The 23,561-nt window shown below is 59.1% G+C and carries 27 protein-coding genes and 1 tRNA gene; 12 read left to right on the top strand and 16 right to left on the bottom strand.

Features of this window, described 5'->3' with window-relative positions; genetic code table 11:
• Positions 1 to 5: 5 nt before the first annotated feature.
• The 6 genes from recJ to SLH47_RS18615 all read left to right on the top strand — a co-directional run bounded on the left by recJ (position 6) and on the right by SLH47_RS18615 (position 4,549).
• The gene (gene recJ / locus SLH47_RS18640; protein WP_320241602.1) at positions 6 to 1,769 is read left to right on the top strand and encodes a single-stranded-DNA-specific exonuclease RecJ; all 1,764 of its coding nucleotides are present in this window, start codon (positions 6 to 8) and stop codon (positions 1,767 to 1,769) included.
• A 75-nt stretch (positions 1,770 to 1,844) separates the two neighbouring features.
• Positions 1,845 to 1,919, top strand: a tRNA-Glu gene (locus SLH47_RS18635).
• Positions 1,920 to 2,024: 105 nt separating this feature from the next.
• Positions 2,025 to 2,453 carry a VOC family protein gene (locus SLH47_RS18630; RefSeq protein ID WP_320241601.1) on the top strand — a complete coding sequence of 143 codons (429 nt, stop codon included), beginning with the start codon at positions 2,025 to 2,027 and terminating at the stop codon, positions 2,451 to 2,453.
• Complete coding sequence (locus SLH47_RS18625) at positions 2,447 to 3,163, top strand: DUF1194 domain-containing protein (RefSeq protein ID WP_320241600.1); 717 nt, start codon at positions 2,447 to 2,449, stop codon at positions 3,161 to 3,163. Before SLH47_RS18630 ends, SLH47_RS18625 begins: the two co-directional genes overlap by 7 nt.
• The gene (locus SLH47_RS18620; RefSeq protein WP_320241598.1) at positions 3,160 to 3,882 is read left to right on the top strand and encodes a DUF1194 domain-containing protein; all 723 of its coding nucleotides are present in this window, start codon (positions 3,160 to 3,162) and stop codon (positions 3,880 to 3,882) included. The genes SLH47_RS18625 and SLH47_RS18620 overlap by 4 nt, the downstream gene beginning before the upstream one ends.
• 40 nt (positions 3,883 to 3,922) lie before the next feature.
• Positions 3,923 to 4,549, top strand: coding sequence for a YdcF family protein (locus tag SLH47_RS18615; protein ID WP_320241596.1), 627 nt, complete (start codon positions 3,923 to 3,925; stop codon positions 4,547 to 4,549).
• A 467-nt stretch (positions 4,550 to 5,016) separates the two neighbouring features.
• On the opposite strand, the gene SLH47_RS18610 is transcribed toward SLH47_RS18615, so the two are convergent.
• From SLH47_RS18610 to SLH47_RS18600, 3 genes are all read right to left on the bottom strand, one after another.
• Positions 5,017 to 5,538, bottom strand: a complete 522-nt coding sequence (locus SLH47_RS18610; RefSeq protein ID WP_413785657.1) for a MarR family winged helix-turn-helix transcriptional regulator — start codon at positions 5,536 to 5,538, stop codon at positions 5,017 to 5,019.
• Positions 5,539 to 5,629: 91 nt separating this feature from the next.
• Positions 5,630 to 5,902, bottom strand: a complete 273-nt coding sequence (locus tag SLH47_RS18605; protein WP_320241594.1) for a succinate dehydrogenase assembly factor 2 — start codon at positions 5,900 to 5,902, stop codon at positions 5,630 to 5,632.
• Positions 5,899 to 6,294 (bottom strand): helix-turn-helix transcriptional regulator, encoded by a 396-nt coding sequence (locus tag SLH47_RS18600; protein WP_320241592.1) that lies wholly within the window; start codon positions 6,292 to 6,294, stop codon positions 5,899 to 5,901. Before SLH47_RS18600 ends, SLH47_RS18605 begins: the two co-directional genes overlap by 4 nt.
• 81 nt (positions 6,295 to 6,375) lie before the next feature.
• Between SLH47_RS18600 and SLH47_RS18595 the strand changes: the two genes are divergently transcribed.
• Together SLH47_RS18595 and SLH47_RS18590 are read left to right on the top strand one after the other, a co-directional pair.
• Positions 6,376 to 7,578 carry a pyridoxal phosphate-dependent aminotransferase gene (locus tag SLH47_RS18595; protein ID WP_320241590.1) on the top strand — a complete coding sequence of 401 codons (1,203 nt, stop codon included), beginning with the start codon at positions 6,376 to 6,378 and terminating at the stop codon, positions 7,576 to 7,578.
• A gap of 36 nt (positions 7,579 to 7,614) precedes the next feature.
• A complete protein-coding gene (locus SLH47_RS18590; protein ID WP_320241588.1) occupies positions 7,615 to 9,153 on the top strand; it encodes a hypothetical protein in 1,539 nt (512 codons plus the stop codon).
• Between the two features lie 93 nt (positions 9,154 to 9,246).
• Here the strand turns inward: SLH47_RS18590 and SLH47_RS18585 are convergent, their stop codons facing one another.
• Positions 9,247 to 9,441 (bottom strand): hypothetical protein, encoded by a 195-nt coding sequence (locus tag SLH47_RS18585; protein ID WP_320241586.1) that lies wholly within the window; start codon positions 9,439 to 9,441, stop codon positions 9,247 to 9,249.
• 123 nt (positions 9,442 to 9,564) lie between these two features.
• On the opposite strand from SLH47_RS18585, the gene SLH47_RS18580 reads away from it, so the two are divergent.
• From SLH47_RS18580 to SLH47_RS18565, 4 genes are all read left to right on the top strand, one after another.
• On the top strand, positions 9,565 to 10,713 hold the full coding sequence (locus SLH47_RS18580; protein ID WP_320241584.1) for an exo-alpha-sialidase: 1,149 nt from the start codon (positions 9,565 to 9,567) through the stop codon (positions 10,711 to 10,713).
• Positions 10,714 to 10,778: 65 nt separating this feature from the next.
• Positions 10,779 to 11,180: a hypothetical protein gene (locus tag SLH47_RS18575; protein WP_320241583.1), complete on the top strand. Its 402-nt coding sequence runs from the start codon at positions 10,779 to 10,781 to the stop codon at positions 11,178 to 11,180.
• 106 nt (positions 11,181 to 11,286) lie between these two features.
• A complete protein-coding gene (locus SLH47_RS18570) occupies positions 11,287 to 12,174 on the top strand; it encodes an AraC family transcriptional regulator (RefSeq protein WP_320241577.1) in 888 nt (295 codons plus the stop codon).
• Between the two features lie 128 nt (positions 12,175 to 12,302).
• Positions 12,303 to 13,280, top strand: coding sequence for an oxidoreductase (locus tag SLH47_RS18565; RefSeq protein WP_320241575.1), 978 nt, complete (start codon positions 12,303 to 12,305; stop codon positions 13,278 to 13,280).
• A gap of 4 nt (positions 13,281 to 13,284) precedes the next feature.
• Here SLH47_RS18565 and SLH47_RS18560 read toward each other — a convergent pair whose 3' ends face one another.
• The 12 genes from SLH47_RS18560 to SLH47_RS18505 form a co-directional block, all read right to left on the bottom strand.
• Positions 13,285 to 13,410: a hypothetical protein gene (locus SLH47_RS18560; RefSeq protein WP_320241573.1), complete on the bottom strand. Its 126-nt coding sequence runs from the start codon at positions 13,408 to 13,410 to the stop codon at positions 13,285 to 13,287.
• The gene (locus tag SLH47_RS18555) at positions 13,407 to 14,615 is read right to left on the bottom strand and encodes an MFS transporter (protein ID WP_320241571.1); all 1,209 of its coding nucleotides are present in this window, start codon (positions 14,613 to 14,615) and stop codon (positions 13,407 to 13,409) included. Before SLH47_RS18555 ends, SLH47_RS18560 begins: the two co-directional genes overlap by 4 nt.
• Before the next feature lie 91 nt (positions 14,616 to 14,706).
• The gene (locus SLH47_RS18550; protein ID WP_320241569.1) at positions 14,707 to 15,114 is read right to left on the bottom strand and encodes a universal stress protein; all 408 of its coding nucleotides are present in this window, start codon (positions 15,112 to 15,114) and stop codon (positions 14,707 to 14,709) included.
• 57 nt (positions 15,115 to 15,171) lie between these two features.
• On the bottom strand, positions 15,172 to 16,122 hold the full coding sequence (locus SLH47_RS18545; protein WP_320241567.1) for a D-glycerate dehydrogenase: 951 nt from the start codon (positions 16,120 to 16,122) through the stop codon (positions 15,172 to 15,174).
• Positions 16,119 to 16,457 carry a tRNA-binding protein gene (locus SLH47_RS18540; protein WP_320241566.1) on the bottom strand — a complete coding sequence of 113 codons (339 nt, stop codon included), beginning with the start codon at positions 16,455 to 16,457 and terminating at the stop codon, positions 16,119 to 16,121. Before SLH47_RS18540 ends, SLH47_RS18545 begins: the two co-directional genes overlap by 4 nt.
• Entirely contained in the window at positions 16,450 to 17,265 is an 816-nt protein-coding gene (gene proC, locus SLH47_RS18535) for a pyrroline-5-carboxylate reductase (protein WP_320241564.1), read from the bottom strand. Before proC ends, SLH47_RS18540 begins: the two co-directional genes overlap by 8 nt.
• Before the next feature lie 77 nt (positions 17,266 to 17,342).
• Positions 17,343 to 17,846, bottom strand: coding sequence for a YbjN domain-containing protein (locus SLH47_RS18530; protein WP_320241563.1), 504 nt, complete (start codon positions 17,844 to 17,846; stop codon positions 17,343 to 17,345).
• A gap of 396 nt (positions 17,847 to 18,242) precedes the next feature.
• A complete protein-coding gene (locus SLH47_RS18525; protein ID WP_320241561.1) occupies positions 18,243 to 19,655 on the bottom strand; it encodes a hypothetical protein in 1,413 nt (470 codons plus the stop codon).
• A 96-nt stretch (positions 19,656 to 19,751) separates the two neighbouring features.
• The gene (locus SLH47_RS18520; protein WP_320241560.1) at positions 19,752 to 22,433 is read right to left on the bottom strand and encodes a phage tail protein; all 2,682 of its coding nucleotides are present in this window, start codon (positions 22,431 to 22,433) and stop codon (positions 19,752 to 19,754) included.
• A 4-nt stretch (positions 22,434 to 22,437) separates the two neighbouring features.
• Complete coding sequence (locus tag SLH47_RS18515; protein WP_320241558.1) at positions 22,438 to 22,614, bottom strand: hypothetical protein; 177 nt, start codon at positions 22,612 to 22,614, stop codon at positions 22,438 to 22,440.
• Positions 22,611 to 23,048, bottom strand: coding sequence for a C40 family peptidase (locus SLH47_RS18510; protein ID WP_320241557.1), 438 nt, complete (start codon positions 23,046 to 23,048; stop codon positions 22,611 to 22,613). The genes SLH47_RS18515 and SLH47_RS18510 overlap by 4 nt, the downstream gene beginning before the upstream one ends.
• Positions 23,045 to 23,554, bottom strand: a complete 510-nt coding sequence (locus tag SLH47_RS18505) for a hypothetical protein (RefSeq protein WP_320241555.1) — start codon at positions 23,552 to 23,554, stop codon at positions 23,045 to 23,047. Before SLH47_RS18505 ends, SLH47_RS18510 begins: the two co-directional genes overlap by 4 nt.
• Positions 23,555 to 23,561: the final 7 nt, after the last annotated feature.

Genomic DNA, 23,561 nt, shown 5'->3' with positions numbered 1-23,561 from the left:
GGGCAATGAACGCCCTACAAGATAAACCCGCCTTTCTGAATGTCAGCGCCTCGGCGACCGGGCGCCGCTGGGTCGGCCCGTCGGTGGAAGAGGATCGCCTGTCTGAGGCGATGGCGCAGGAAACCGGCCTCCCCGGTTCACTATGCCGCACGCTGGTCCGGCGTGGCGTGGCTGCGGCGGACGCCCCCGCCTTTCTGGCGCCGACCTTGCGCGACCTGTTGCCCGATCCACATGGTCTGAAAGATATGGAAAAGGCCGCCACGCGTTTCTTGCGCGCGGTGGAAGGCAATCAGCGCATCGCCATTTTCGCCGATTACGACGTTGACGGTGGTGCGTCTGCAGCACTTCTGATCACGTGGCTGCGCGACCTAGGCGTGAGCGTCACACTCTATATCCCTGACCGCATTGATGAGGGTTACGGCCCGAATGACGCCGCAATGTCCGCGCTCGCGGCTGAGCATGATTTAATCATCTGCGTCGATTGCGGGACGCTGTCGCATGGTCCCATCGCGGCCGCGAAAGGCGCGGATGTCATCGTGCTTGACCACCATCTGGGCGGAGAAACGCTTCCCCCTGCCCTTGCTATCGTAAACCCCAATCGGCAGGACGAAACCGGAGATCTGGGGCATCTCTGCGCGGCAAGCGTTGTGTTTTTGATGCTGGTTGAAGCGAACAGGCAATTGCGCAGCGCCGACAAGACGGGCCCCGATCTCATGGCGCTGCTTGATCTTGTCGCATTGGCCACGGTGGCCGATGTGGCCCCACTCACGGGCGTGAACCGTGCATTTGTCCGTCAGGGCCTGACCGTTATGGCGCGCAGGGAAAGGATCGGCCTCACCGCTTTGGCCGATGTGGCAGGTCTGGATCAGGCGCCAACCAGCTATCATCTCGGCTTTCTTTTGGGGCCGCGCGTTAATGCGGGCGGGCGCATTGGCAAAGCTGATCTGGGTGGCCGCCTGCTGGCCACAGCCGACCGGCACGAGGCGGAGGCGCTGGCCAGCAAGCTTGACCAACTTAACACCGAACGGCGCGAGGTGGAGGCGCAAGTGCGTGATGCAGCGTTGGAGCAAGCCACCGCGCGCGGTCTTGACGGACCGCTTGTCTGGGCGGCAGGCGAAGGCTGGCATCCGGGTGTCGTGGGAATCGTCGCCGCGCGGCTGAAAGAGGCGACCAACCGCCCCTCCATCGTCATCGGCTTTGAGGGCGATATCGGCAAGGGCTCCGGCCGCTCCGTCGCCGGGGTCGATCTGGGGGCCGCCATTCAGCGTTTGGCGGCAGATGAACTGCTGCTCAAGGGTGGCGGGCACAAGATGGCCGCTGGCTTGACAGTTACGCGCGATCAACTTGAACCGGCGATGGAACGGTTGGGCGATCTTTTAGCAAAACAAGGGGCCGATGCGATCGGGCCCGCCGACCTGCGCCTTGATGGTATCCTGATGCCCAGTGCCGCGAGCGTAGAGCTTGTGCATCAGATCGAAGATGCAGGTCCCTTCGGCGCGGGTGCCCCTGCCCCACGCTTTGCCTTTCCCGACGTGCTGATCCACTTTGCCAAACAGGTTGGCGCGAACCATCTGAAAATCAGCTTTGGTGACGGGATCAACGCCCGCATCGATGCAATCTGTTTTGGCGCGATGGACGGGCCAGTCGGGCCCATGCTTTTGGGCCATAACGGGGCGCGGTTTCACCTGGCCGGACGGCTGGACATCAACACCTGGCAGGGGCGACAATCGGTGCAGCTACGGCTCGAAGATGCGGCCCCGGCCTACTGACGCAGGCCCACAAAAAACCGCAAAAACCCTCTTGCGCCATACGCGCAGTTTCCATAAAAGCAGCGCACCAAGCGCGGTCCCTTCGTCTATCGGTTAGGACGCCAGGTTTTCAACCTGGAAAGAGGGGTTCGATTCCCCTAGGGACTGCCATTGGTTTCCTCCATCACACTTTGCTGCGATACCCGATTGGGGATTTACTGTCGCGTTTCTACAGCTACCCTTTCCTGCAAACATGCACCGAAAGGAAACGCTGCCATGCCGCTGACATATCTGCACACGATGGTTCGGGTCAAAGACCTCGACAAATCCATCGCCTTCTATGAACTCTTGGGTCTCAAAGAGACGCGCAGGTTCGAAAATGAAGGCGGGCGCTTCACCCTCGTGTTCATGGCACCACCGGGGCAAGAGGAATGCCCGGTTGAGCTTACCTATAACTGGGACGGCGACGATGCGCTGCCATCTGATAGCCGACATTTCGGCCACCTCGCCTACCGCGTCGATAACATCTACGAGACGTGCCAGCACCTGATGGACAACGGCGTGACGATCAACCGTCCCCCACGGGACGGGCATATGGCCTTCGTGCGTTCGCCCGACAATATTTCGGTCGAGCTTCTGCAGGCGGGCGACAACCTGCCCCCGGCAGAACCTTGGGCTAGCATGCAGAATACCGGCCATTGGTAAGGGCTGCGCTGATCGCGGGGCTGTGTGTTGCGGCAGCCCCGGCACAGGCCTGCAGGCTTGCGCTTGTCCTGGCGATGGATGTGTCTGCCTCGGTCGATCCGCTTGAGGATCGGCTGCAACGGGGCGGGTTGGCGGCCGCCCTTCTGGCCCCTGACGTTCAGGCCGCGTTTTTTGCCAGCGCCGATCCCGTCGCACTGCTCGTCTTTGAATGGAGCGGGCGGTACAACCAGCAGGATCTGACGCCATGGATCATGATCGAGAGCCCGGCAGACCTGCTCCATGTCTCGGAAATAATTGCGAGCAGCAAACGCAGCCACAACGATTTTCCCACAGCGATGGGTCACGCGCTGGGACATGCGGCGATCCGGCTGCAGGAAGGGCCTGACTGTCTGTTTCAGACCATTGATGTTGCGGGTGATGGCCAAAATAACGATGGTTTCGGACCGGAAGAGGCCTACACCGCCTTCCCATTCGACAATGTTGTCGTCAACGGGCTGGTCATCAATGCGGGGGAGTATGAGGCCGAAATCCACTTGATCCCCTTTTATCGCAACAAGGTCATCCGCGGCCCCGGTTCGTTTCTGGAGGTCGCTAACGGTTTCGAAGACTACCAAAACGCCATGGAGCGCAAACTGATCCGCGAGCTCTCGTCCCAGATCATGGGTGAGTTGGCGCCGCCCGACGGCCGCAATGCGGCCTCGCCCGGATGATCCGCGCATTAGCCTGCCTGCTGATCTGGTCGGGCGCAGCACACGCCGCATGTCGCCAAGCCCTCGCACTTGGGCTCGACATGTCTACCTCCGTCGATGCCGTGGAGTATCGGTTACAGCTTGAAGGGCTGGCCAGTGCGCTCCAAAGCGATGCCGTGCAAGAGGTGCTTTTTGCGCAGCCGGACGCGCCCATTCGAATCGCCGTCTTTGAGTGGAGCGGGCCACCCAACCAGACTCTGGTATTGCCCTGGACCGAATTGCAAACACCGGCGGACCTTGCCGACGCGGTTCGCACGATCCGAGGTCATCAGCGGATCACTGCTGCGCCAACCACCGCGATTGGTGCCGCGCTTCTTTACGGGTTCGCGCTGCTTGACGCGCAACCCGATTGCTGGAAACGCACGCTGGATCTCTCCGGTGATGGGGAAACCAATACAGGGCCGCGCCCGGAAGATATTCCTTCGGATCGGACACCGCCGGGCGTCACGGTTAACGGGTTGGTCATCGGGTCAGGTAATGCCCGCGGTGACGACCACCGGTTTGCCGATATCAAGGCGCTTTCCGCTTATTACCGGCGTAACGTGGTGCGTGGCCCCGGCGCATTTGTCGAGGTCGCGCTGGGGTTCGAGGATTATGCAGCCGCCATGGAACGCAAACTTTTGCGCGAGTTGGCGAGTATCGCGATTGGTCAGCTTGGCGATGTTGCCGCTTTCAGATGACAGGTCAGCCCTCTCCGCGACAAAGTGCAACATCCGAATGATGGAGATTCGCACCGCCGCACGGATTCTTTGGGGTTTTCATTGCGTTTACGACGATCTTCAGCGTTCTGATGTTATTATCGGTCTCGGGTCTTACGATATGCGCGTCGCGACGCGTTGCGCCGAGTTGTTTCATGCTGGCCTTTCCGAAAGGATCATCTTTTCGGGCGCATCGGGCAACTGGACATCCGCGTTGTACCAGGTAACCGAGGCGGAAGCGTTCAAAGATCAGGCGATCAAGGACGGGGTTCCGGAAGACGCGATCATGCTTGAACGTTGTGCGACACATATCGGCGAAAACATCAGCTTCAGCGCCAAGTTGGTCCCAACGGCACGGCGGGTCATCATCGTTACAAAACCGCAGACACAGTTGCGGTGCAAGGCGACAGTGCTGCGCCAATGGCCGTGCGTCACAGCTCTGATCACAGCACCAGCAACGTCTTTTGACGCCCAGCCATTGCCACATCACGACGAACGCGCCTTATTCTGTGAGATGGTCGGGGATGTTGCACGCATGAAGAGTTATGCAGAGCGCGGCTTTCAGGTGCCGATTGAAATACCGGATGCCGTGCAGTCAGCTTTCGATAGATTGGTCAATGCAGGCTTTACTGATCATCTGCCCACGTAACTTGGAGCCAAACACCCCGGAAGCAAGTGCAGCGTCAAAGGTGAAGACCGCGCAAATATCGATGCGCGTTTGCCTCATGTCCATGAACTGGCCAACGCAAATTGCCCTCGAACGAATGCCAGAAGGGACTCTACTCAGCCTTCCTTTCTGAAAGCTTGGCATTCACTTTCTACGACAGAGGCCATCACCAACGCAAAGGCGCGTACGGATGGTCGAACCCATCGCGCGCCGTGTAAGGTTTGAGATATCAACGAAGCAGGTCCGTCACAACAGCACCATCTGCGACCCGCGATCAGCATCACTGAAAACCCGCAGGGTCGCCGACGATCCGAGACGAAATGAAGGACGGTGAATATGTTCAATGCCCGCCGTTACATTCCTCAAAATGGATGCGGGCCAGCGGCATTTCCGGCCGGCCCGCTTGAACGATTCACCTCATCAACCACACATTGCCGCGCAGTCGCGCGTCAATAGATATATCTGATTTGCTCGGTCCAGTACCGCTCCACACGCCGCAAGGATCCAGTGATGTCCTCGATCCCGGACTGGTCCAGCACACCGCGCTCAACAAGACCGTCAGCATGCGTAGAGAACAATTGCGCCACAATCTCACGCACATCCCGACCCTTCTCGGTCAAACGGACACGGACGGATCGGCGATCAATCTCACTGCGCTGGTGATGCATGTAGCCCATCTCAACCAGCTTCTTGAGATTGTAGGACACGTTCGAGCCCTGATAGTAACCGCGTGTCTTCAGCTCGCCTGCAGTCACTTCATTGTCGCCTACATTAAACAGCAATAGCGCCTGGACCGGATTGATCTCTAACAGACCAACTCGTTCGAATTCGTCCTTGATCACATCCAGCAGCAACCGGTGCAGCCGTTCAACCAGTGTCAGCGCATCCAGGTACGATGCCATGAAAGCCGCACTGCGCGCAGCTGACATCCCGGTTTTCGCCTCTCCATCAAGGTCAGTATGAATGCTCATTTCGTCACTCCATCGTCTGCTCGGCGATCTGCTTAAGACGAAACAAAAAACATTCAGTTAAATGATAAAATTGAAGCTACTTTCGCGAAAATCAGGCGGGGCGCGTGACGCCTTCCGCCAGCGCGGAAATCTGTGCAATCAATGCACGATAGCGCTCCGGCACTGCAAACTGGCCGCCGATCCAACCGTAGAGGTCGTGATCATTCTCGGTCAGCAAAGTGTCATACAGCGTCAGATCTGCGTCAGACAATCCGTCAAGCTTTGCCTCTGCAAAAGCCGACAGGATCAAATCCATCTCTTTGATCCCCCGACGCATGGACCGCATGCGCAACCGTTTGATCATCATGACGCGGTCTTCGGTCATAACTGCTCCTTGATGGCAGTGCGCAGGCGTTTTTCAAGTTGCCCCAGCTTTTCTCCAGATTGGGTGATCTGTGCTCGCAGACCACGTATCTCGGCCAGCAGATCCAAGAGATCAGCGGCGACGGGGCCGTCCTCGCCCGGCGCCTCTGGCCCATCGCCTTCTCCGGTCAAAAGCCAGCTGAGCGACACACCCAAGATGCCCGCGACGATCTGCAAACGGTTCGCTCGCGGCTCCTTGATATCATCTTCCCAGCCCGTGATCACGACGGGCTTCACCCCAAGCTTCGCGGCAAGCTCTTTTTGGGTCAGCCCCGCAGCCTCGCGGGCACCGGCAAGGCGATCTCCGAATGTCGCAGCTTCCGGACTAAACCAATCGACGTCTGAAACGGTCATTCTGCACTCCTTGCCGCTTGCGCTTATCCGCGGCCCCAGCCTATGTCATCATTGATCGCAAATAACCACCGGATGAGGCTGATGACTTTCCTTTCTGCGACGCTTGACCGCGTAAAACCATCACCGACGATCGCCGTGACGACAAAAGCGGCGGAATTGAAGGCGGCGGGTCGCGATGTGATCGGCCTTGGTGCGGGTGAGCCGGATTTTGATACGCCGCAAAACATCAAGGATGCGGCCGTTGCCGCAATTGCGGCAGGCAAGACGAAATATACGGCAGTTGACGGCATCCCGGAGCTGAAAGAGGCGATCAGCGCGAAGTTCAAGCGTGACAATGCGCTCGACTATTCATCCGCGCAGATAACTGTGGGAACCGGTGGCAAACAGGTTCTCTACAACGCGTTTATGGCGACATTGAACCCGGGCGATGAGGTGATCATCCCGGCGCCTTACTGGGTCAGCTATCCCGATATGGTGTTGCTGGCTGGCGGCACGCCCGTTCCTGTCGAAGCCACTTTGGACAAGGGTTTCAAGATCACGGCGGAACAGCTTGAGGCGGCGATCACGCCCAAGACAAAGTGGTTTCTGTTCAATTCCCCGTCAAACCCGACAGGCGCGGGTTATTCGTGGAGCGAACTGAAAGAGCTGACCGACGTTCTGATGCGCCACCCCCATGTCTGGGTGATGACGGATGATATGTACGAACACCTCGCCTACGGCAATTTCAAGTTCTGCACGCCAGCACAAGTCGAACCGGGGCTTTACGACCGGACGCTGACGGTGAACGGCGTATCCAAAGCCTATGCGATGACCGGCTGGCGCATCGGTTATGCGGGCGGGCCGGAGCATTTGATCAAGGCCATGCGGAAGGTACAGTCACAATCCACGTCGAACCCTTGCTCGGTCAGTCAATACGCAGCACTTGAGGCACTCAACGGCACGCAGGATTTCATCGCCCCGAACAATGCATTGTTCGAGCGGCGGCGTGACCTTGTGGTTGACATGCTGAACAAGGCGCCGGGGATCGTCTGCCCCAAGCCCGAAGGCGCGTTCTACGTCTATCCTTCCATCGCGGGCTGTATCGGGAAGACCACGGCAGGCGGGACGAAGATCGAAAACGATGAGATCTTCGCGACCGCATTGCTGGAAGAAACTGGTGTTGCAGTGGTCTTTGGTGCCGCCTTCGGCCTAAGCCCCAATTTCCGTGTGAGCTATGCAACGTCGGATGAGGCGCTGAAAGAAGCGTGTCAGCGTATCATCAAATTCTGCGAAGGGCTGATCTGAGAAATCGCTTGGGTTTAAGGAGGTCAAGGTTACATTGTGAGCAGGACCCTGCCCCGCAAACCGATCATTGGCGGCATCTATGCCTTCCAAGGCTGGTTCGGTGGTCCATGGGGGGCTTATCAGGTTTGCACCCCGAGGCCCTCGTCAGAAGCTGACTTTGGTTGGGTCGCGCTTGACTGGTCTGGAAATAGCCTTGCAGCAGCGCGGGAAATTGTACCGCTGCCGCATGCGCATATGGGCCGTAGTACTGATCAGCAGGTTCCCATGGGGCATCATCATATCCGCACCGAAGCACCACTTGTCGACGTGCCGACGACCAATGTGGGGTACAGCGGCTTTCCGCACGAGCCAGCGTGGCTTCTCCCGCAAAAGCGTCGAAACCGACTCAGTGACGCAGAGGTTGTGCGCAAAGCAAATGAAGGTGGCTTCGCGTTCATGTATCGCGGCAGGAAAGCAACGTTTGACCCGCAAGCAAAGCACCATGACTGGTCGATACTGAAAGCGACGCCACAACTGACCGACTTTGTCATGACGGGGCCGCCGCAAGACTTTTTCGACACCATGGACGCTCTATCGCTCGCAGCATTAAGCCTACACAAACATGACCAATCTGTCCTGGACCTAACGGAGAAATCGCTGGTACGAGTTGGAGCGGATGTTCAGGGATTGAAGCAGCTCAAGCTGCCGAGCAGTATCGAACAGCTGGTCCTGTATGGTCCTCGCGATGATAACGATGGGGCCTGTGCCATTGCGCATGACGGCATGGGGCATCGTCTGCATCTGACCTTGCAGAACCTCGATTTCCAGCTGCCAGTTATCAGCGGCCTTGCCGAACTCTCCTCTTTGACGATCAACCATGGCGCCGTAGACTTGGCCTTTGTCGCGAGCAGCTTTCCCGCACTGGTCAGTCTGGCCATTCGGGGTGGGCCGACCGTACTCAAGAATGCGGATGCGCTTCAGCGGTTTCCAAAGCTGCGGCGTTTGTTGCTGGTCGATTGTTTTGGTATCGGCGGCGACGATCTGCCGACGAGGTCATCTTCCCCACTTCTGGACGACATCCACCTCTCTTCTATTCCCGCGGATGTGGCCCGACAGGCGCGCAAACGACGGTCTGAATTCGGACGCTTCCACGTAGCACAAGCGCGCAACGCCGACTGGCTGGAGCGGAATCTGGAAAATCCTTTCCGGTCATGGGACGGGCGAAGCGGCGTGACACCAAAAGGCTCCAAGAAGGCAAAAGACGCTTACGCAAGGGCGCTTCGCGCCATCGCCAAGATCAAGAAAAACAATGCAGTCCCGGATCACGGGGAGAGCTTGCAAATCCTAACCGACTTCTTGATGGCATTTGCGAAGATGAAAAGTTCGCTTGCGACACTCGAACGTGAGGAAGTGGCGGATGTCGTTCACAGTTTGTCGCAAAAACTCAGTCTTGCGCTAAAGGAGGCGATGTCGAAAAGGCGTTCTCTGAAATCATCGACTTCTGACCTAACCACCGCTCAGGCAAGATGGATTACGCTTTTGAGACGCCCGGCTAAGCAAAACCCAACACTCGCCGATCTCAGGCGTCATTCATAAGCGCAGCCCCAATATTCGGGTCAGTTATCCAACGTCGGATGAGGCGATGAAAGAGACCTGCGAGCGGCTCTTAACTCTCTGGGAAGCGCTAAACTAGGCAGGGTCCACAATTTCGAAGTTGACCTGTTGTGAGAGCTCGTCCGGTATGACCTGTATCGCGCAATGCTCCGGCTTTTGGTCGTCAGGCACCGCTTCATAGGCGGTGTATTCACTTTCGGTCATCATCACGACATCGCAAACGTTCGGGTCTGACCGCTCGCAGGCGGTGGCTGCTAACAGTATTGGCATAGCAAGGTATTTCATGGCTTAGTCTTTCAATTGCACAGGAAGACGCTGATATCGCTAGCCGATAATTTTCACGAAACGGCCACACTATGCTACCCTCCCCGGCAAGTAAGGGGGGAACATACCATGCAAACCACGATCCTTGTTGGCACGACAAAGGGCGCTTTCCTCGTCACGAGCGAAAAGAACCGCGACAACTGGCGCGTCAGCGGCCCTTTCTGTGACGGTTGGTCCATCAACCACATGATTGGCGAAGGTGACACAATCTGGGCGGGCGGTGGTGGCGACTGGTCCGGCGCGGGTGTCTGGCGCTCGGATGACAGGGGCGAGACCTGGAGCTGCGCCAAGCTTACCAAGGGGGAGATGGATGAGTGGGCGGCAAACGATCCGGACTTCGCAGCAATGATCGGCTGGACCGACACGCCGCCGCCCTTTGGTGAGGAATTCAGCCAGATCTGGTCGCTCGGGCACCATCACGGCACGCTCTATGCTGGCACGAAACCGGCCAATTTCCTCGCCAGCACAGACAATGGCGAGACATGGGACAAGCTGGAAGCGCTCGCCAACCACCCGTCCGCCGACACGTGGAACCCCGGTGCCGCCGGGCTGACGCTTCATACGATCGTGGGGGACCCGGCCAACAAGGACAAGCTCTGGATTGGCATTTCAGCGGCTGGCGTCTTTGCCACGGAAGACGGTGGACAAAGCTGGGAACGGCGGAACAGGCTGTCGAATGCGGAAGCCTGCGAAGGACACCATCATCCCGCAGCCCCGGCAAACGGCGAGACGGGGCACTGCGTCCACAACATGATGCGGGCGCCCGGAAGCGTTGATCGGCTTTATCAGCAGAACCACCACGGTGTCTGGCGGTCAAACGATGGCGGGCGGTCTTGGGACGATATTAATGACGGCCTGCCCTCTACCTTCGGCTTCCCGATCCGTGTCCACCCGCATGATCCGGACACGATCTGGACGATCCCGCTAAACGGCGACAGCGCCGGGCGCTACCCGCCCGATGCGGCCGCCGCCGTTTGGCGCTCTCGCGATGCCGGGGAAAGCTGGGAAGCCTTGCGCGAGGGACTGCCGCAGGAGGCCTGCTATTTCACCGTTCTGCGGCAAGCCATGGCGGGGGACAGCCAGAACCAGGCGGGCATTTATTTCGGTACCAATAGCGGGTCGGTTTTCGCCAGTGTTGACGAAGGCGATCACTGGACCGAAATCGCCCGGCATCTGCCAACGATCCTGGCCGTTGAAGTGCTTGAAAACCCACATTAAACCGACTGGTCGCGTGCGGCGCGCAGTGATAGGTTGCCGCGCAGACTGCACAAGGACTTACCGCCATGGCAAGCGCACTTCCCCCCTATTACTTCCGCATTCGCGACAACGGGGCCGCAGTTTTTCGGATCAACACCGAGAACCGGCAGGGCCGCATCGACATGGAGCAGATCGCAATCGTGAACACCAACCGGGGCGATTTCAAGCCACATGGCGATCATGAGCTGAGCCAGGATGAGGAGATCGCGATCAATGATTGGATCAACGCGCGACAGGCGCAGCTTGCCGCCCGTGATCTTGATGAGATGCGGCGTACGCGCGATCAGTTGAATCTGATGACGCAATGGGCACTGTCACGGGCAACGGATGCGCAACTCGAAGAGCTGACCGATGACATCCTGCTTGCCATTCACGATCTACGCGCCGTGCTGGTACGCAAAAAGGCGGATCGGCTGGGCAAGCCCTAACAATCTTCCACCACTATGGGCCACAATTCTCCGATTGTTTTGCCCGATCCTCTGACCCTGCGGGATGTACGTTTCCCAAAGCAGCGGCATGCGATAGGGTGAAACGATGAGTTTAGAAGCCTTATTGCAAGACGTGACCCACTGGCGCGAGGCGCAAGGGAACGACGATGCTTTGATTGCAACCGGTGTGCGCAATATGGGCGTGATCACCGGCTGCCACGAAACACTTCGGGATTGTACAATCATCGACCCGGCCATCAGCCTGGTCCTGCAAGGTCAGAAAGAGGCCTATTACGGCGACCGCAAGATCGCTTATGGCGCGGGTGATCTGCTGATCGCCGGTCAGGCCATGCCGCTTTTGTCCTCGGTCATTACCGCCAGCCCCGAGCGGCCCTTCATGGCGCTTGGCATTCTGATTGATATGGAGATGCTCCGTTCGCTTTACAGCGATGTCGATGCCTCGGCATGGATGGGTGAAGCGTCGCACGGGCTCGATGCGGGCAAGGCCGAGCCGGAGGTGATCGACGCCATGGCGCGCCTGTTTCGGTTGGGGGATGATCCGGTCGCGGAACGGGCCCTCGCCTCTTCGGTCACGCGCGAGGTCTATTTCCGCGTCTTGCGCAGCCAGCACGCCGGCGCGCTGCGCCAATTGATGAACCATGACAGCAAGGCCAGCCGCATCGCCAAGGCCATCGCCCATATCCGGCAGGAGTATCGCCACACGATCCGTGCCGCCGATCTCGCCGCCATCGCGTGCATGAGCGCATCTGTATTTTACGAGCACTTCAAAGAAGCCACGGCCCGTAGCCCGCTGCAATTCCAGAAGGATTTGCGCCTGATGGATGCACATCGGATGCTGCAGCATGGCGACGCCCCGATCGCCTCCGTCGCCCTTCATGTCGGGTACGAAAGCCCGGCCCAGTTCAGCCGCGAATTCTCACGCAAGTTCGGTGCACCTCCCAAAAGCTTTGTCGGTGCACGAAAGGCGGGGTGAGGCGTTCGCTTTTCCGAAGGATCAGAGGATCAGGCAAGTGTGAAGGAGGATACCACCTGTCGTAGAGGTTAACTTGTTCATATCTTTGAAGTCTGACGCAAACCCACTTTCGCCAAATGGAGCATGACATGAGCCTGGCCGATCAGATCCCGCAAGACACCGCATTCCACGCCAAAAGCACCGGCGCCGAGGTTTTGGCCGATATCGACCTGACCGGAACGACAACCATCGTCACAGGCGGCTATAGCGGCATCGGCAAGGAGACCGTGCGCGCTATGGCCGATCGCGGGGCGCGGATCATTGTCCCTGTGCGCTCTGCCGAGAAGGCAAAGGAACAACTCGCCGATCTGACGGGCGACATCACAACGGCACCGCTTGATCTGGCCGACCTCAGTTCGGTCCGGCAATTTGCGGACAGGATTACCGACGCGCTGTCGCATCTTGATCTCCTGATCAACAATGCGGGGATCATGGCGACCCCCGAAACACGGGTTGGCCCCGGCTGGGAAAGCCAGTTTGGGGTCAACCATATGGGTCATTTTGCCTTAACCAAGGCCTTGATGCCGCTTCTGGAAAAAGCGAGCGCGCCACGGGTTGTGGCCTTGTCTTCAACCGGCCACAAGATCACCGATATCCACTGGGACGACATCCAGTTCACGCAAACCCCTTACGACAAATGGCAGGCTTATGGTCAGGCCAAGACTGCGAATGCGCTCTTTGCAAATGCCCTGTCGCGCCGCATGTCATCTTTTGGCGGCACGGCATTTTCGGTTCACCCGGGTGGTATCTTTACACCGTTGCAACGACACCTGCCGAAAGAAGAGATGATCGCGCTTGGCTGGCTGGGCGAAGACGGTGAACCTTCCGAACTGGCCAAGCAGGGGTTCAAATCCCCCGAACAGGGGTGTTCGACCACGTTGTGGGCGGCAACTTCACCGCTTTTGGCCGGCAAGGCAGGTGTTTATTGCGAGGATTGCAATATCGCCGCCCCCACCAAACAGAATGAGCCAACGGCCCGCTATTTCGGTGTGGACGCGCATGCTTGCGACGATGACAGCGCGGAACGGCTTTGGCAGATCAGCGAGGACTTGTTGGCCGCAGCATAGCGGCTCAACAAAGGCCCCATTCAATCAGATAAAGTTCAAAAAGCGGGTTTTGGTAGAGCGTGAAGAGCCCTGCCAAAACCACCCCTGCCAGCAGGGTGCATGCAAAGGGGATAAGCCAGCGCGCCTTCATGCGGTGGCCCGCCGCTCTGCCAATGTCCGCTCGGTGATCGGCCAGTTCAACAAAGCCGCAATCAGGCTGAGCCCGATGGCGATGCCCCAGGCCGCGTCATAATTCCCGGTTCGGTCATAAAGCCAGCCGCCCATCCACCCCCCGGCGAATGAGCCCAGTTGATGCGCGAAAAAGACGATCCCGCCCAACATCGACATGTGTTTGACCCCAAAGACCGAGGCGACCGTGCCATTGGTAAGCGGCACTGTGGATAACCAGAAGAGCCCCATCACCGCCCCAAAAAGGTAAGCCGACCAGGCCGAAAGCGGCAGAAACAGAAACGCCGCGATGACCACACCGCGCGCCAGATAAATCCACGATAGCAGCATCGGCTTGCGATACCGGCCGCCCCAAAAACCCGCGAAATAAGCGCCCGCGATGTTCACCAACCCGATCAGCGCCAGCACCGTGGTGGCAACACCGCCACCAATCCCTTCATCCGCAAGATATGCAGGCAGGTGGATCGCGATGAACACCACCTGAAACCCGCAGGCGAAAAAGCCGAGCGACAAAAGCCAGAAATCCCTTTCGCCTGCCGCATCGCGCAAGGCCTGCACAAAACTGACATCTTCAACCGCACTCGTCACCGGGGCAGGCGCAGTGCGGATGCCAAAACCCAAGGGCAGCATCAGCAGTGCCAGAATGGACAAGGCGACTAACGCGCCCTGCCAGTCAAACCCGACGATCAGACCAAGAGAGATCGGCAGCATCGCAAACTGCCCGAAGGAGCCGACGGCCATCGTTATGCCCATCGCCAAGGACCGTTGTTCGGGCGCCACCAACCGACTGATCGCAGCAAAGATCACCGGGAAGGTCGTCCCCGACAGGCCCAACCCAATGAGAACGCCAGCGCCAAGGATAAACAGCGTCTCGCCGCCCACCTGGCTCATCATCCAAAGGCCTGCGGCGTAAAGCAGGGCACCAATCGCGATGACGGGCTTGGCCCCGTATCTGTCGGCGATCATGCCCGTGATCGGCTGGCTCGCGCCCCAGACAAGGTTCTGCAGCGCCATAGCAAAGGCAAAGGATTCGCGTCCCCAGCCCTGCGCCATGCTGACGGGTTGCAGAAACAGCCCAAAGCCGTGCCGCACGCCGAGCGAGATCAGCAGGATCAGCGATCCGCAAATCAGCGCAACGCCCGCGCCATGCCATCTGGATTGTGCCACTGTGATTGATCCGCCCAACTTGTGTAAAACGCAGCCTGCGCAATCACGGGGGCCGGGTCAATATCAGGTCAGCATTTCGCCCAATCGTCTGTCAGCGCAGCACATGCACCGCGCATTTGGCATGCCGCACGACTTTGGCGGCGGTCGAGCCCAACAGGTAATCCTGCATACCCGGCTGGTGGCTAGCGATGATGATCAAGTCATTCGCCTGATCGCCTGCATATTCGAGGATCGTACGTGCAGAATGACCGTTCACCACCATCGTTTCAGCATTGGGCACATCCGCCACAAGGCCGCCAAGGCTTTCAACAATGTCGGCCTTTGCCCGCTCCAGATGATCCGACGGAAGGTACTCGGTCGCGTATTTTGGCAGGCTTTCCATCACGTGAAGGCAGGTGATCTTGCCACCTTCTGCGCGCAAGGCCTTGGCGATCTCCATCGCGCCCTGAGCGTTACGATCCGCCTCAAACGAAACCGGAACAAGGATATTGGTATACATGGGACTTTCCTTTGTTGTTGGAAAAGTCTTAGCAGGTCCTCATACCCTCACTTTGATCTAGGTCACTTGTTGCGGCAACGGGCGCCCTTCTTCCCAGGCCACGATATTATCAAGCGCCATTTGCCCCATTGCCGTGCGCACTTCGAGCGCGGCGGTACCCAGATGCGGCAAAAGCACCACGTTTTCCATCACGCAAAGCGCATCTGGAACGATGGGCTCACGTTCAAAAACATCCAGGCCCGCACCTGCAATCTGACCTGATTGCAAAGCCGCGATCAGAGCCTCTTCATCGACCACATCGCCACGTGCGATATTCACGAAGATGCCCGTGGGTTTCATGGCTGCGAGTGCTGCGGCATCAATCAGATGCGTATTCGCGCCACCGCCGGGAACAGTGACAACGATGATATCCGATTGCGCCATTAGCTCTGCCAGTGTTGCGACTTGCCGGGCGGGCAGATCAACGGCCTTTTGTGAGCGATTATAGTAGAGCACCGGCATTTCAAATCCATAATGGCAGCGCCGTGCAACCGCCTGCCCGATCCGGCCCATGCCGACAATACCCACGGTTTTTCCTGTCACATGGGTGCCCAGCATCTGCGTTGGCCCCCAACCTGTCCATTGCCCGGCACGCACCAGACGTTCCCCTTCGACCGCGCGACGGCAGGTAGAGAGGATCAAGGTCAATCCGATATCCGCCGTGGCATCCGTGACCACATCAGGCGTGTTGGTGACCGCCACACCCGCCGTGGTCGCCGCACCCACATCGATGTGGTTATAGCCAACCCCGAAATTGGCCAAGATACCGCAGCGGATGTCACCGCCAAACGCCTCCGCAGTGAACTGATCCCCCAATGTGGGCAGGATTGCATCGTAATCGGCCAAAGCCGCTGACGCCTCCGCCACGCTCATCCCATCAGCCGTATCGCGCAGCGTCACATCATAACGGTTGCGGGCAAAGGTGAGGTTGGAATCGGGCAGGACCCGTGTGATCAAAAGCCGCTTCAATGCAAACGTCCCCCGATAGGCACCGTATCGTCAGGGCCGACCAACACGACCTCGCCATTTTCATCCGGCATGCCCAACACCAGAACCTCCGACATGAACTTGCCGATCTGGCGGGGTGGAAAATTGACAACGGCCAGGACCTGACGCCCTACCAGGTCATCTGGCGTATAATGCGCGGTGATTTGGGCGGAGGTCTTTTTCTCACCAATCTCACCTCCAAAATCGATCCAGAGCTTGATCGCCGGTTTGCGCGCCTCCGGATAGGGTTCGGCCCGCAAGACCGTACCCACGCGCACGTCCACCTTCAGAAAATCGTCAAACGAAATCTCACTCATCCGCCAACTCCCGCGACCGGGCCGCTGCCGCATCCACCGCGCGGCGCAAAAGCGGACGGAACCCAGTCTCTTCATCCATGAGCACGCCTAAAGCCGCTTCCGTCGTACCACCGGGAGAAGTCACATTAACCCGCAACTGCGCGGGTGTCTCATCGACATCCTCCGCCAATTCACCAGCACCGCCAACCGTTGCGGTGGCCAATTGCATCGCGAGAACGGGCGACAATCCTTGCGCAACACCCGCATCTGCCATCGCCTCGATCAAGTGAAAGACATAGGCCGGTCCTGACCCGGACAGCGCCGTGACCGCATCCATCTGATCCTCACTGTCCAGTCGAACAGTTTGGCCGATAGACCAGAGCAGCGCCTCTGCCATGTCCATATGATCTGTGCGCGTCTGACTGTTGCCAATCAGCGCTGTGATCCCCCTGCCGATGGCAGCGGGCGTGTTCGGCATGGCGCGGATGATCGGCGTGCCACCGCCCAAAACACGCTCAAAAGTCTTAATCGGCGTGCCTGCGGCGATGGAGATCACCAGGGTCTCACCATTGCCCAAGGCCCGCACATCCGGCAGCGCCGTTTCCATCATCTGCGGTTTCACCGCAATGATCGCAATGGCAGGATGCGCGGGTAGATCACCGCCGATATGCACCCCCTGCTCTTTCAGCCAATCGGATGGATAAGGGTCAATGACCCAAACGGCCTCTGGCGGCAGGCCATTGCGCAGCCAGCCAGCCAGCATCGCCGATCCCATCTTGCCGCAGCCCAGAAGCACCAGACCACGCGCGGCGACCTCATTCATATCCATTGCACGTCCCTCGCCCGATGTTTACGCAAAGGTTAAGCAATGGAAGTGACAGAGAAAAGCCTTTTGGTCGTCGCGGGTTAGGCGCGCCCGTAGGCGCCGCCAATTGCGGCCTGTACCGCCTCTTCCGCAGTGCGGTCCGACCAGGTCACCAACTGGATCGCCGGATAGTATTGTTCGCATGCAGAAACGGCGGCATTGATCATCGTATCCACCTGATCAGGCCCCGCCATCTGGTCACCTGTCAACATCAGCCCGTAACGATAGACCATCAGCTTCTGCTCACCCCACCACGTGAATGACCCGGCCCAGCAGCGATCATTGATTGTGTTGAGCGCCTCAAACAAGGCGGGCATCCGTTCTTCCGGGGGCTCCATCTCATAGGTGCAGATCAGCCGCAGCGTTTCGTCATAAGGTGACCAGGCCAGCGTGATAGAATAGGTGCGCCACTGACCCTCAACCGCCATGGCGATTTGGTCGTCATGGATGCGGTCAAATTCCCACGCATGATGTTCGGCGATATGCTCCACCAGGTCGATCGGGTGCAGATCGTCAGCCTCAAGATACTGTTCGGACAATGCCATATGCTCGGCCTCACTCTTTTTGGCGCAAGGGTCATGGCAGTGCCCAAGCGCTAGGTGCCTGCTCTAGGGGAGGTGTTGTTCACATTATTCCCCTACAACATATCGTGAGGCCTGTCTTGGCACCTGTAAAGCGATTTCTTGGCCAAAACCGCCCTGTCGCAAAAGATTCATGTGGATATTGTAGCGCGACAGTAAGTTTTGCAGCGCGAAACAGTTAAAGTTGCAGCCAGCGATTTTTTGTTAACGGGGCTTTAAAGTGGCCTTTAACGATCTGCGGACCTCTTGTCAGCCCCACGCTCTGAGCGGCGAGTCGCGACACGGATCGGAGCCGTTGTGTCACCGCTGTCATGGGTGCGATCCTCATCTCGCACCAGGATCATCGCGGTGTCTCCCGCACTAAGGGTTCAAAGACCGGGCCGGTTGGATCGTCACGCGTGGTCTGAAGACCTGGAAAGTGTGGCTTGCGTTGCTGAAGAATGATCCCTGGGAGAAACCCACTTTCACAGTTCTTGCCTCATTCAATTTCAGAATTGCCGTGCAATAGAGCAGTCCCGTCGTCAGATTGGAGAGCATACGCTGCTCGAACGCACCACTGCCAAAATCATCAAAATCGATGAGATTGGCGTTGCTGAACTGATCAAAACATACGGGATCAACGGATTGCTGCGACCCGCCGGGACCTGAGTAGGTGAATGCGCCGTGAACCTCGATAAGATAGGTCCCCGGCTCCAACGCGAGATTCTCGATAATGAACACCCTGCTGATCGGATCTGCGCCCGTGTAAGGCGGGTTGTTGAACTTGTGCTGCGTGATTGGAAAGGATTGCTCGGTTACAACCTTCTGCCCATCCAGGCGCAACCCGTCTGCATCCAGCACCAGTTTCTCCTCGCCATCGGCATAGAAACGCTGCGACTGCGCCCGAAATCGCGCCGAGATCACGGTGTCGGTGTTTGTGTTAAAACCGATGGTGCCATCGTTGTTCACCGGATCGTGGCACAGGGCGATCTGGGCCGCGTCTCCCTTGATCAGGCTCTGGCCCGCATTAACGCTGCGATCAACCAGACAGATGCCAGGCTCGAATGCTTCAATGGTCAGCCCGTAGTCCCGCCCGCCATCAGACACGTGGCCGCCTGTTGCAATGGAGAGGGTGTTCAATTGCGCACTGGTCGCTGCCCGGTCCCCCACCTTGAATACCGGTGGATCAATCAGGGCCGCCGCAACAACCTCCGAATAGTCCGCGCGTGTCCAGTTGCCTGCAAATATGGCCGTCGCGGGGGTGGTCACCAGCGCAATCAGCCAATCTCCAACTGCAAAGGTCTGCCCGTCCACCGTGCCCGCTATGCTGACCACGTAGAATGTGCCCTCAGCCGCGTCAGCCGGAAAAGCCCCGCTGGAGGCATCCCAGGCACCGGCGGGCGACAACCCGACAGCAAGGGCCGCGACATCTGCCCGCAATGCCGCAAGGTCTGTTTCATTGGCCTTGGTCTTCAACAACGCTGCGCCCAGCGTGGTCAGGGGTAATGGTCGCACCCACCCCCAGGCCCCGGTGCTGGATGCACCGAATTTTTGATAGATACCGTTCAGCGAGTCATCCGTCTCACCCCAGACCGTCGCCAGCACACCGTCCGCCCAAACCAGATCGGCGTCCAGATCCGCCAGAAGCGCGTAGGTCGGGCCGGTCGTGGCATTGATCAGCGCGACGAGCGTGGCAAAGGGTATTGTGCCTGTGGTCCCCGCGCTGTTTGCGATCACATCATCCGCAGCGTTGAGTGCGGGCAAGTCCGTTGTTCTGACGCCATTCAAAGCCATTGAAACATCCTCTTTTGCTGGTCACTCCAACATCGCGTGCGCGCGACTCCCGATAAACACGCAAGCGCTTGCGGGGTAAGCGTCCGCATTGCCCCGTCAGGAAGCCGGTGAGGGCGCGTTTGGCATCGCAAGCGTGAACACGGCGGAGGCAGTTGTCTCTTCCCCTGCGAACGCGCGCGCCCGCAACTCGACCGTGTCGCCCAGGGCATAGTCGGGAATGATGGCCGAGTCAGATGGCGCCTCGATGACAATGGTCGTCCAGTTCGGGTCGCCTTGAAGCCTGTGGTCCAGCTCATACCGTTCCGGAAGCGTAACGTTGGGAATGGCACGCGGCACCGCCAATGTGATGTCGATAGTGCTGGGCGTACCACCCTCAACCGTGCCCACGGATATCGCGGAGAAGAAGGGATTTGGCAGCGGCTTGGGCGGCAGCACAATGGGTGTCCCCGTGCTCCCGTCCCAAACAGGCGGCTGTTCGGCATCTGTCAGCTCATCGATGACGGGTGCGGCTGCCACCATCAGCAATCGCGCGGTCAGATCCTGACCCGGCTCAATGCCGCGAATGCGCAAGGCAAGGCTCTCGGTCTGGCGCGGCCCCAGATGCACCAGATCGCCAATGCGTGGCAGCTGTCCGTTTCCATGCAAGACAACGAGAGAAGTCGTCGATGCGCCTGGCACGAGTGGTTGTACAACCGAAGCCCCGATCACATCGTCTGCATCCGCAAAGACCCGGAACCGGATCCCCCAATCTTCGCCAACACGCACGCTCTCATCGATCTGAACAGCATTGCCCTGAACCGCCTTCACCCGTGCCGCAATCTGCGTGCGCTCCAGCGTATCAAAGCTCGCCATGACCTGGTCGCCGCGCGTCGCGACACGGGAGGCCCCGTCCTGCAGCACTGAGAACTGGTCGGGGCGGTGGATCAGCTCGTACATGCGCCGCCGCGCTTCAATCCAGATCTCGTCTGGATCGGTCTTGCCCGGCAGATCGAGCGCCTCGGTCAGATTGACCGGTCCAAAATGTCCCGGCCAGGGAATGACGCGCTCGGCCTCCTGGTAATCGTTGGTCTCATCAAGGAACCGTACCCGCATGCCGTCGGGTGGTGCGAAGTAGGTCCGTCCCCATTCGAAGTCGCTGCTGTTGCGCGGGTTCACGTGATCCACAACCAGCTCTTCGGGGCGATCAATGACAACACCCCAGCGGACCCCGTCATGGCGCGGCGTGGCGCGTCCTGCCGCACAGATCAGGGCCAGCATCTCGGCCAGGCTTTCGGTCTGATCATGCGGCCGGTCATATTTGAGGTTCCTGGCCAGGCACCAATCGTGCCACTCCGCGATCAGATCCATATCGATCTCGGCCTCGGTCACCGGATAGGGATTGGATGGCCCCATCAAGGCAAAGAGAAAGGCCGAGGCGGGCGTCCGACTATAACCGGCAATCCACTGACCCCCATCCCGTGTCAGACCTTCGCGCTCCACAATGCAGTTCACATTGTCCAGAGCGCCGCTGAGCTGGTTTGAGGCCCTGATGCGCAGCGCAATCAGTGCCAGTGGCTTTGCGACGTTGATCGGGTATTCCGACCGGATCGTCTGGATCGCGGCGAGATAAGCCCGGTCTGATCGCGCCGGATCCAGGCTGTTGATCGTGATGCGGGTCACTTCGACCTCACAGCGCCCGCGCGCGGGGGCATCAAAGGTGAACTGGCGGACAAAACTCTCGCGCTTTTGCTCGCGCACAGTCAGGTTCCCGACGTCCGTCCAGTTCACATCACCCTGGAGCCGTGCCCGGATCCGAAACCTCACGCTGTGCGGTCGCAAATCACCGTCGCTGTTCACCCGAAAGAGACCACCGGTGAAGGCAATCAGCACCGAAATCTGCTCGGCATTCGAACCAGTCGCGCGGACAACAGGCTGCTCCGGTCCGGCATTGGGGCTGCCACGGCCGTAGAGCGCCCCGCGAATGGCGTCCCGGATTGTTGCATTGTTGTCGAGCAGGACCGGCCGCGTCAGCTCAATACCAAAGGTCTCCTCGTAGACCTGCTGGCTGTAGAGCGTGACAGGCTGATCGCTCTCGCGCCCCTCCCGGATCTCGATATCAACGTCATCAAAGGCATCAATTGACGTGTCACCGATGCGGATATCGCTGATGCGGACCGGACCGTAACCGACGCAAAGCAGTGCGTGCACATATTGATCATTGCCAACGATCTCCGTGAACGGTGGTGCGGCAAAGGGTGGCGCATAACGATGCCTGCCGAGGACAAGCGGCACGGGCTGGCCAGGGCGCTGCTCATTGCGGAACCCGCTGATCTCATAGACGTTGCGGCGTGTCCCATCGTCCGGCACCGGCGGCGGGATCAGCGCATTGACCAGCAAGGTGCCGGTGACGGTCAGACCAGCGGCAATCAGGCCTGTTGCGAATGCGCTGCCACCCAGGCCAATCGCACCCGCCAGAGGCGGTGCAAACACCAGAGCCGCGACTGAAACCGCCACGAGCAAAATGGACCGCACCGTCTGGTCATCACCGGGCACACCCCGGATCACAACCTGGACACCCGCATTGGGCCGCACTCGCTCCCAGAGATGCTGCGGGATCAATGCGGCGCCCTCCGTGGACACGAGCGTTACTCGCATCCGGGAGAGGGTCAGGCCAGCGCCCGGCAGGACACGCTGCACAATCTGCGCAATCGTCAGCCCGGTCGGGACGTTCAGCGTGATGCGGAAGCGCTCCGGGCCGATCAAGGGTGCGGCAAGAACAGGGACAAGGGGCTGGGTCATGACGTCACCCTCGCGCTGGTCGTTCAATTTTTGGGCCAATCTCGCGAATTGCCCCCGGTTTCAGAGGCCATTTACTGCCCCAGCGCCACCAGATTGCACCCTTTTCCCCCGCAACAGTGGCGCCAATCTCCCAATGATCCTCGATCTTGATCCAGAAAAAGTCGGGAAGAAGCTGGGTCATAACGACCCCTTTAAAGGGTCGTTTAATGGCGTGCGTCTGGCGACGTGGCGATACGCGCCGAGATACCGATTGCCCCATCGGACCCCATGAATGTCCTCGATCTTCGCCTGCTCGCCGCGCGCCATGTGCAGCATCTTGGTCGCGTTGATCTGGATCCCGACATGGCTCCCGAGGCGGCCTTGCCGAAACAACAGCACGTCAAAGGGCTCCGGCGCTTCGGTGCGCCTCCATGGACCCATATCGATCTCGCGATTGATCAACGCGGCGATCTCGGCATGCTCAGCCGCGCTGGTATAGGCAGTCTGGTAATCGAGCAGATCAATGTCGAGCTTCTCAGCATAAACGAGACGCACCAGGCCCCAGCAGTCACAACCTGTCCAATCGCGGCCCTGATCAACAAAGGGCATGCCGACATAGGCGTTGGCCCAGCTCATCGAAACAGCCCCGGAAAGCGGTCCTTGGTGAACCGATCCATCGGTACGTTTTCATCCTCAATCGGTGCGCGGGACACTTGGATGCTGACCTCTCCGACTGCTCCATCAGAGGATATCATGACCATGCCACGATACTCCACCTCGATCACATCCGGCGAGCTGGCCAGGACAACGGCCAACTGGACACTCGGTCTGTCAATGAAGCTGCGCAGCACGGCGGTGATGTCCTGGCTCACATTCTCCAGGACAAAGGTGGCGGCCGCCGGGGCATCCTCCAGATCACCGGGAATGTCGGCCGCCATCAGCATGAAGAGAAACGGCTCCGTTGCGGGATTTGCGCCGAGCCATGTGGACCGCGTGCCGTAGATCAGCGGGTCGGTGGAGATACGCTCTGTCGGATCGGTGGACAGCCGGATGGGCGTTGGAAGATCGGGATGGTCAATCTGGATCAGGACCACCTCGACCTCGCTGGAGGTAGCTGCATCCAGCGCAGTGCGTGCATTCATCGATACG

The sequence above is a fragment of the Cognatiyoonia sp. IB215182 genome (assembly GCF_033963905.1).
GTDB lineage: Bacteria > Pseudomonadota > Alphaproteobacteria > Rhodobacterales > Rhodobacteraceae > Yoonia.
Note: the sequence above shows the minus strand (reverse complement) of the source record. Positions and strands in the feature narration are given on the sequence as shown.

Excerpts from the sequence above, each read along its gene's own strand:
- SLH47_RS18630 (WP_320241601.1), top strand. The coding sequence starts at position 2,025 with ATGCCGCTGACATATCTGCACACGATGGTTCGGGTCAAAGACCTCGAC.
- SLH47_RS18540 (WP_320241566.1), bottom strand. The coding sequence starts at position 16,457 with ATGAGTGAGATTTCGTTTGACGATTTTCTGAAGGTGGACGTGCGCGTG.
- SLH47_RS18605 (WP_320241594.1), bottom strand. The coding sequence starts at position 5,902 with ATGACCGAAGACCGCGTCATGATGATCAAACGGTTGCGCATGCGGTCC.
- SLH47_RS18595 (WP_320241590.1), top strand. The coding sequence starts at position 6,376 with ATGACTTTCCTTTCTGCGACGCTTGACCGCGTAAAACCATCACCGACG.
- SLH47_RS18525 (WP_320241561.1), bottom strand. The coding sequence starts at position 19,655 with ATGGCTTTGAATGGCGTCAGAACAACGGACTTGCCCGCACTCAACGCT.
- SLH47_RS18510 (WP_320241557.1), bottom strand. The coding sequence starts at position 23,048 with ATGAGCTGGGCCAACGCCTATGTCGGCATGCCCTTTGTTGATCAGGGC.
- SLH47_RS18585 (WP_320241586.1), bottom strand. The coding sequence starts at position 9,441 with ATGCCAATACTGTTAGCAGCCACCGCCTGCGAGCGGTCAGACCCGAAC.
- SLH47_RS18570 (WP_320241577.1), top strand. The coding sequence starts at position 11,287 with ATGAGTTTAGAAGCCTTATTGCAAGACGTGACCCACTGGCGCGAGGCG.
- SLH47_RS18550 (WP_320241569.1), bottom strand. The coding sequence starts at position 15,114 with ATGTATACCAATATCCTTGTTCCGGTTTCGTTTGAGGCGGATCGTAAC.
- SLH47_RS18575 (WP_320241583.1), top strand. The coding sequence starts at position 10,779 with ATGGCAAGCGCACTTCCCCCCTATTACTTCCGCATTCGCGACAACGGG.
- SLH47_RS18600 (WP_320241592.1), bottom strand. The coding sequence starts at position 6,294 with ATGACCGTTTCAGACGTCGATTGGTTTAGTCCGGAAGCTGCGACATTC.
- SLH47_RS18620 (WP_320241598.1), top strand. The coding sequence starts at position 3,160 with ATGATCCGCGCATTAGCCTGCCTGCTGATCTGGTCGGGCGCAGCACAC.
- SLH47_RS18565 (WP_320241575.1), top strand. The coding sequence starts at position 12,303 with ATGAGCCTGGCCGATCAGATCCCGCAAGACACCGCATTCCACGCCAAA.
- SLH47_RS18615 (WP_320241596.1), top strand. The coding sequence starts at position 3,923 with ATGGAGATTCGCACCGCCGCACGGATTCTTTGGGGTTTTCATTGCGTT.
- SLH47_RS18560 (WP_320241573.1), bottom strand. The coding sequence starts at position 13,410 with ATGAAGGCGCGCTGGCTTATCCCCTTTGCATGCACCCTGCTGGCAGGG.
- SLH47_RS18520 (WP_320241560.1), bottom strand. The coding sequence starts at position 22,433 with ATGACCCAGCCCCTTGTCCCTGTTCTTGCCGCACCCTTGATCGGCCCG.
- SLH47_RS18505 (WP_320241555.1), bottom strand. The coding sequence starts at position 23,554 with ATGAATGCACGCACTGCGCTGGATGCAGCTACCTCCAGCGAGGTCGAG.
- proC (WP_320241564.1), bottom strand. The coding sequence starts at position 17,265 with ATGGATATGAATGAGGTCGCCGCGCGTGGTCTGGTGCTTCTGGGCTGC.
- SLH47_RS18530 (WP_320241563.1), bottom strand. The coding sequence starts at position 17,846 with ATGGCATTGTCCGAACAGTATCTTGAGGCTGACGATCTGCACCCGATC.
- SLH47_RS18515 (WP_320241558.1), bottom strand. The coding sequence starts at position 22,614 with ATGACCCAGCTTCTTCCCGACTTTTTCTGGATCAAGATCGAGGATCAT.
- recJ (WP_320241602.1), top strand. The coding sequence starts at position 6 with ATGAACGCCCTACAAGATAAACCCGCCTTTCTGAATGTCAGCGCCTCG.
- SLH47_RS18580 (WP_320241584.1), top strand. The coding sequence starts at position 9,565 with ATGCAAACCACGATCCTTGTTGGCACGACAAAGGGCGCTTTCCTCGTC.
- SLH47_RS18610 (WP_413785657.1), bottom strand. The coding sequence starts at position 5,538 with ATGAGCATTCATACTGACCTTGATGGAGAGGCGAAAACCGGGATGTCA.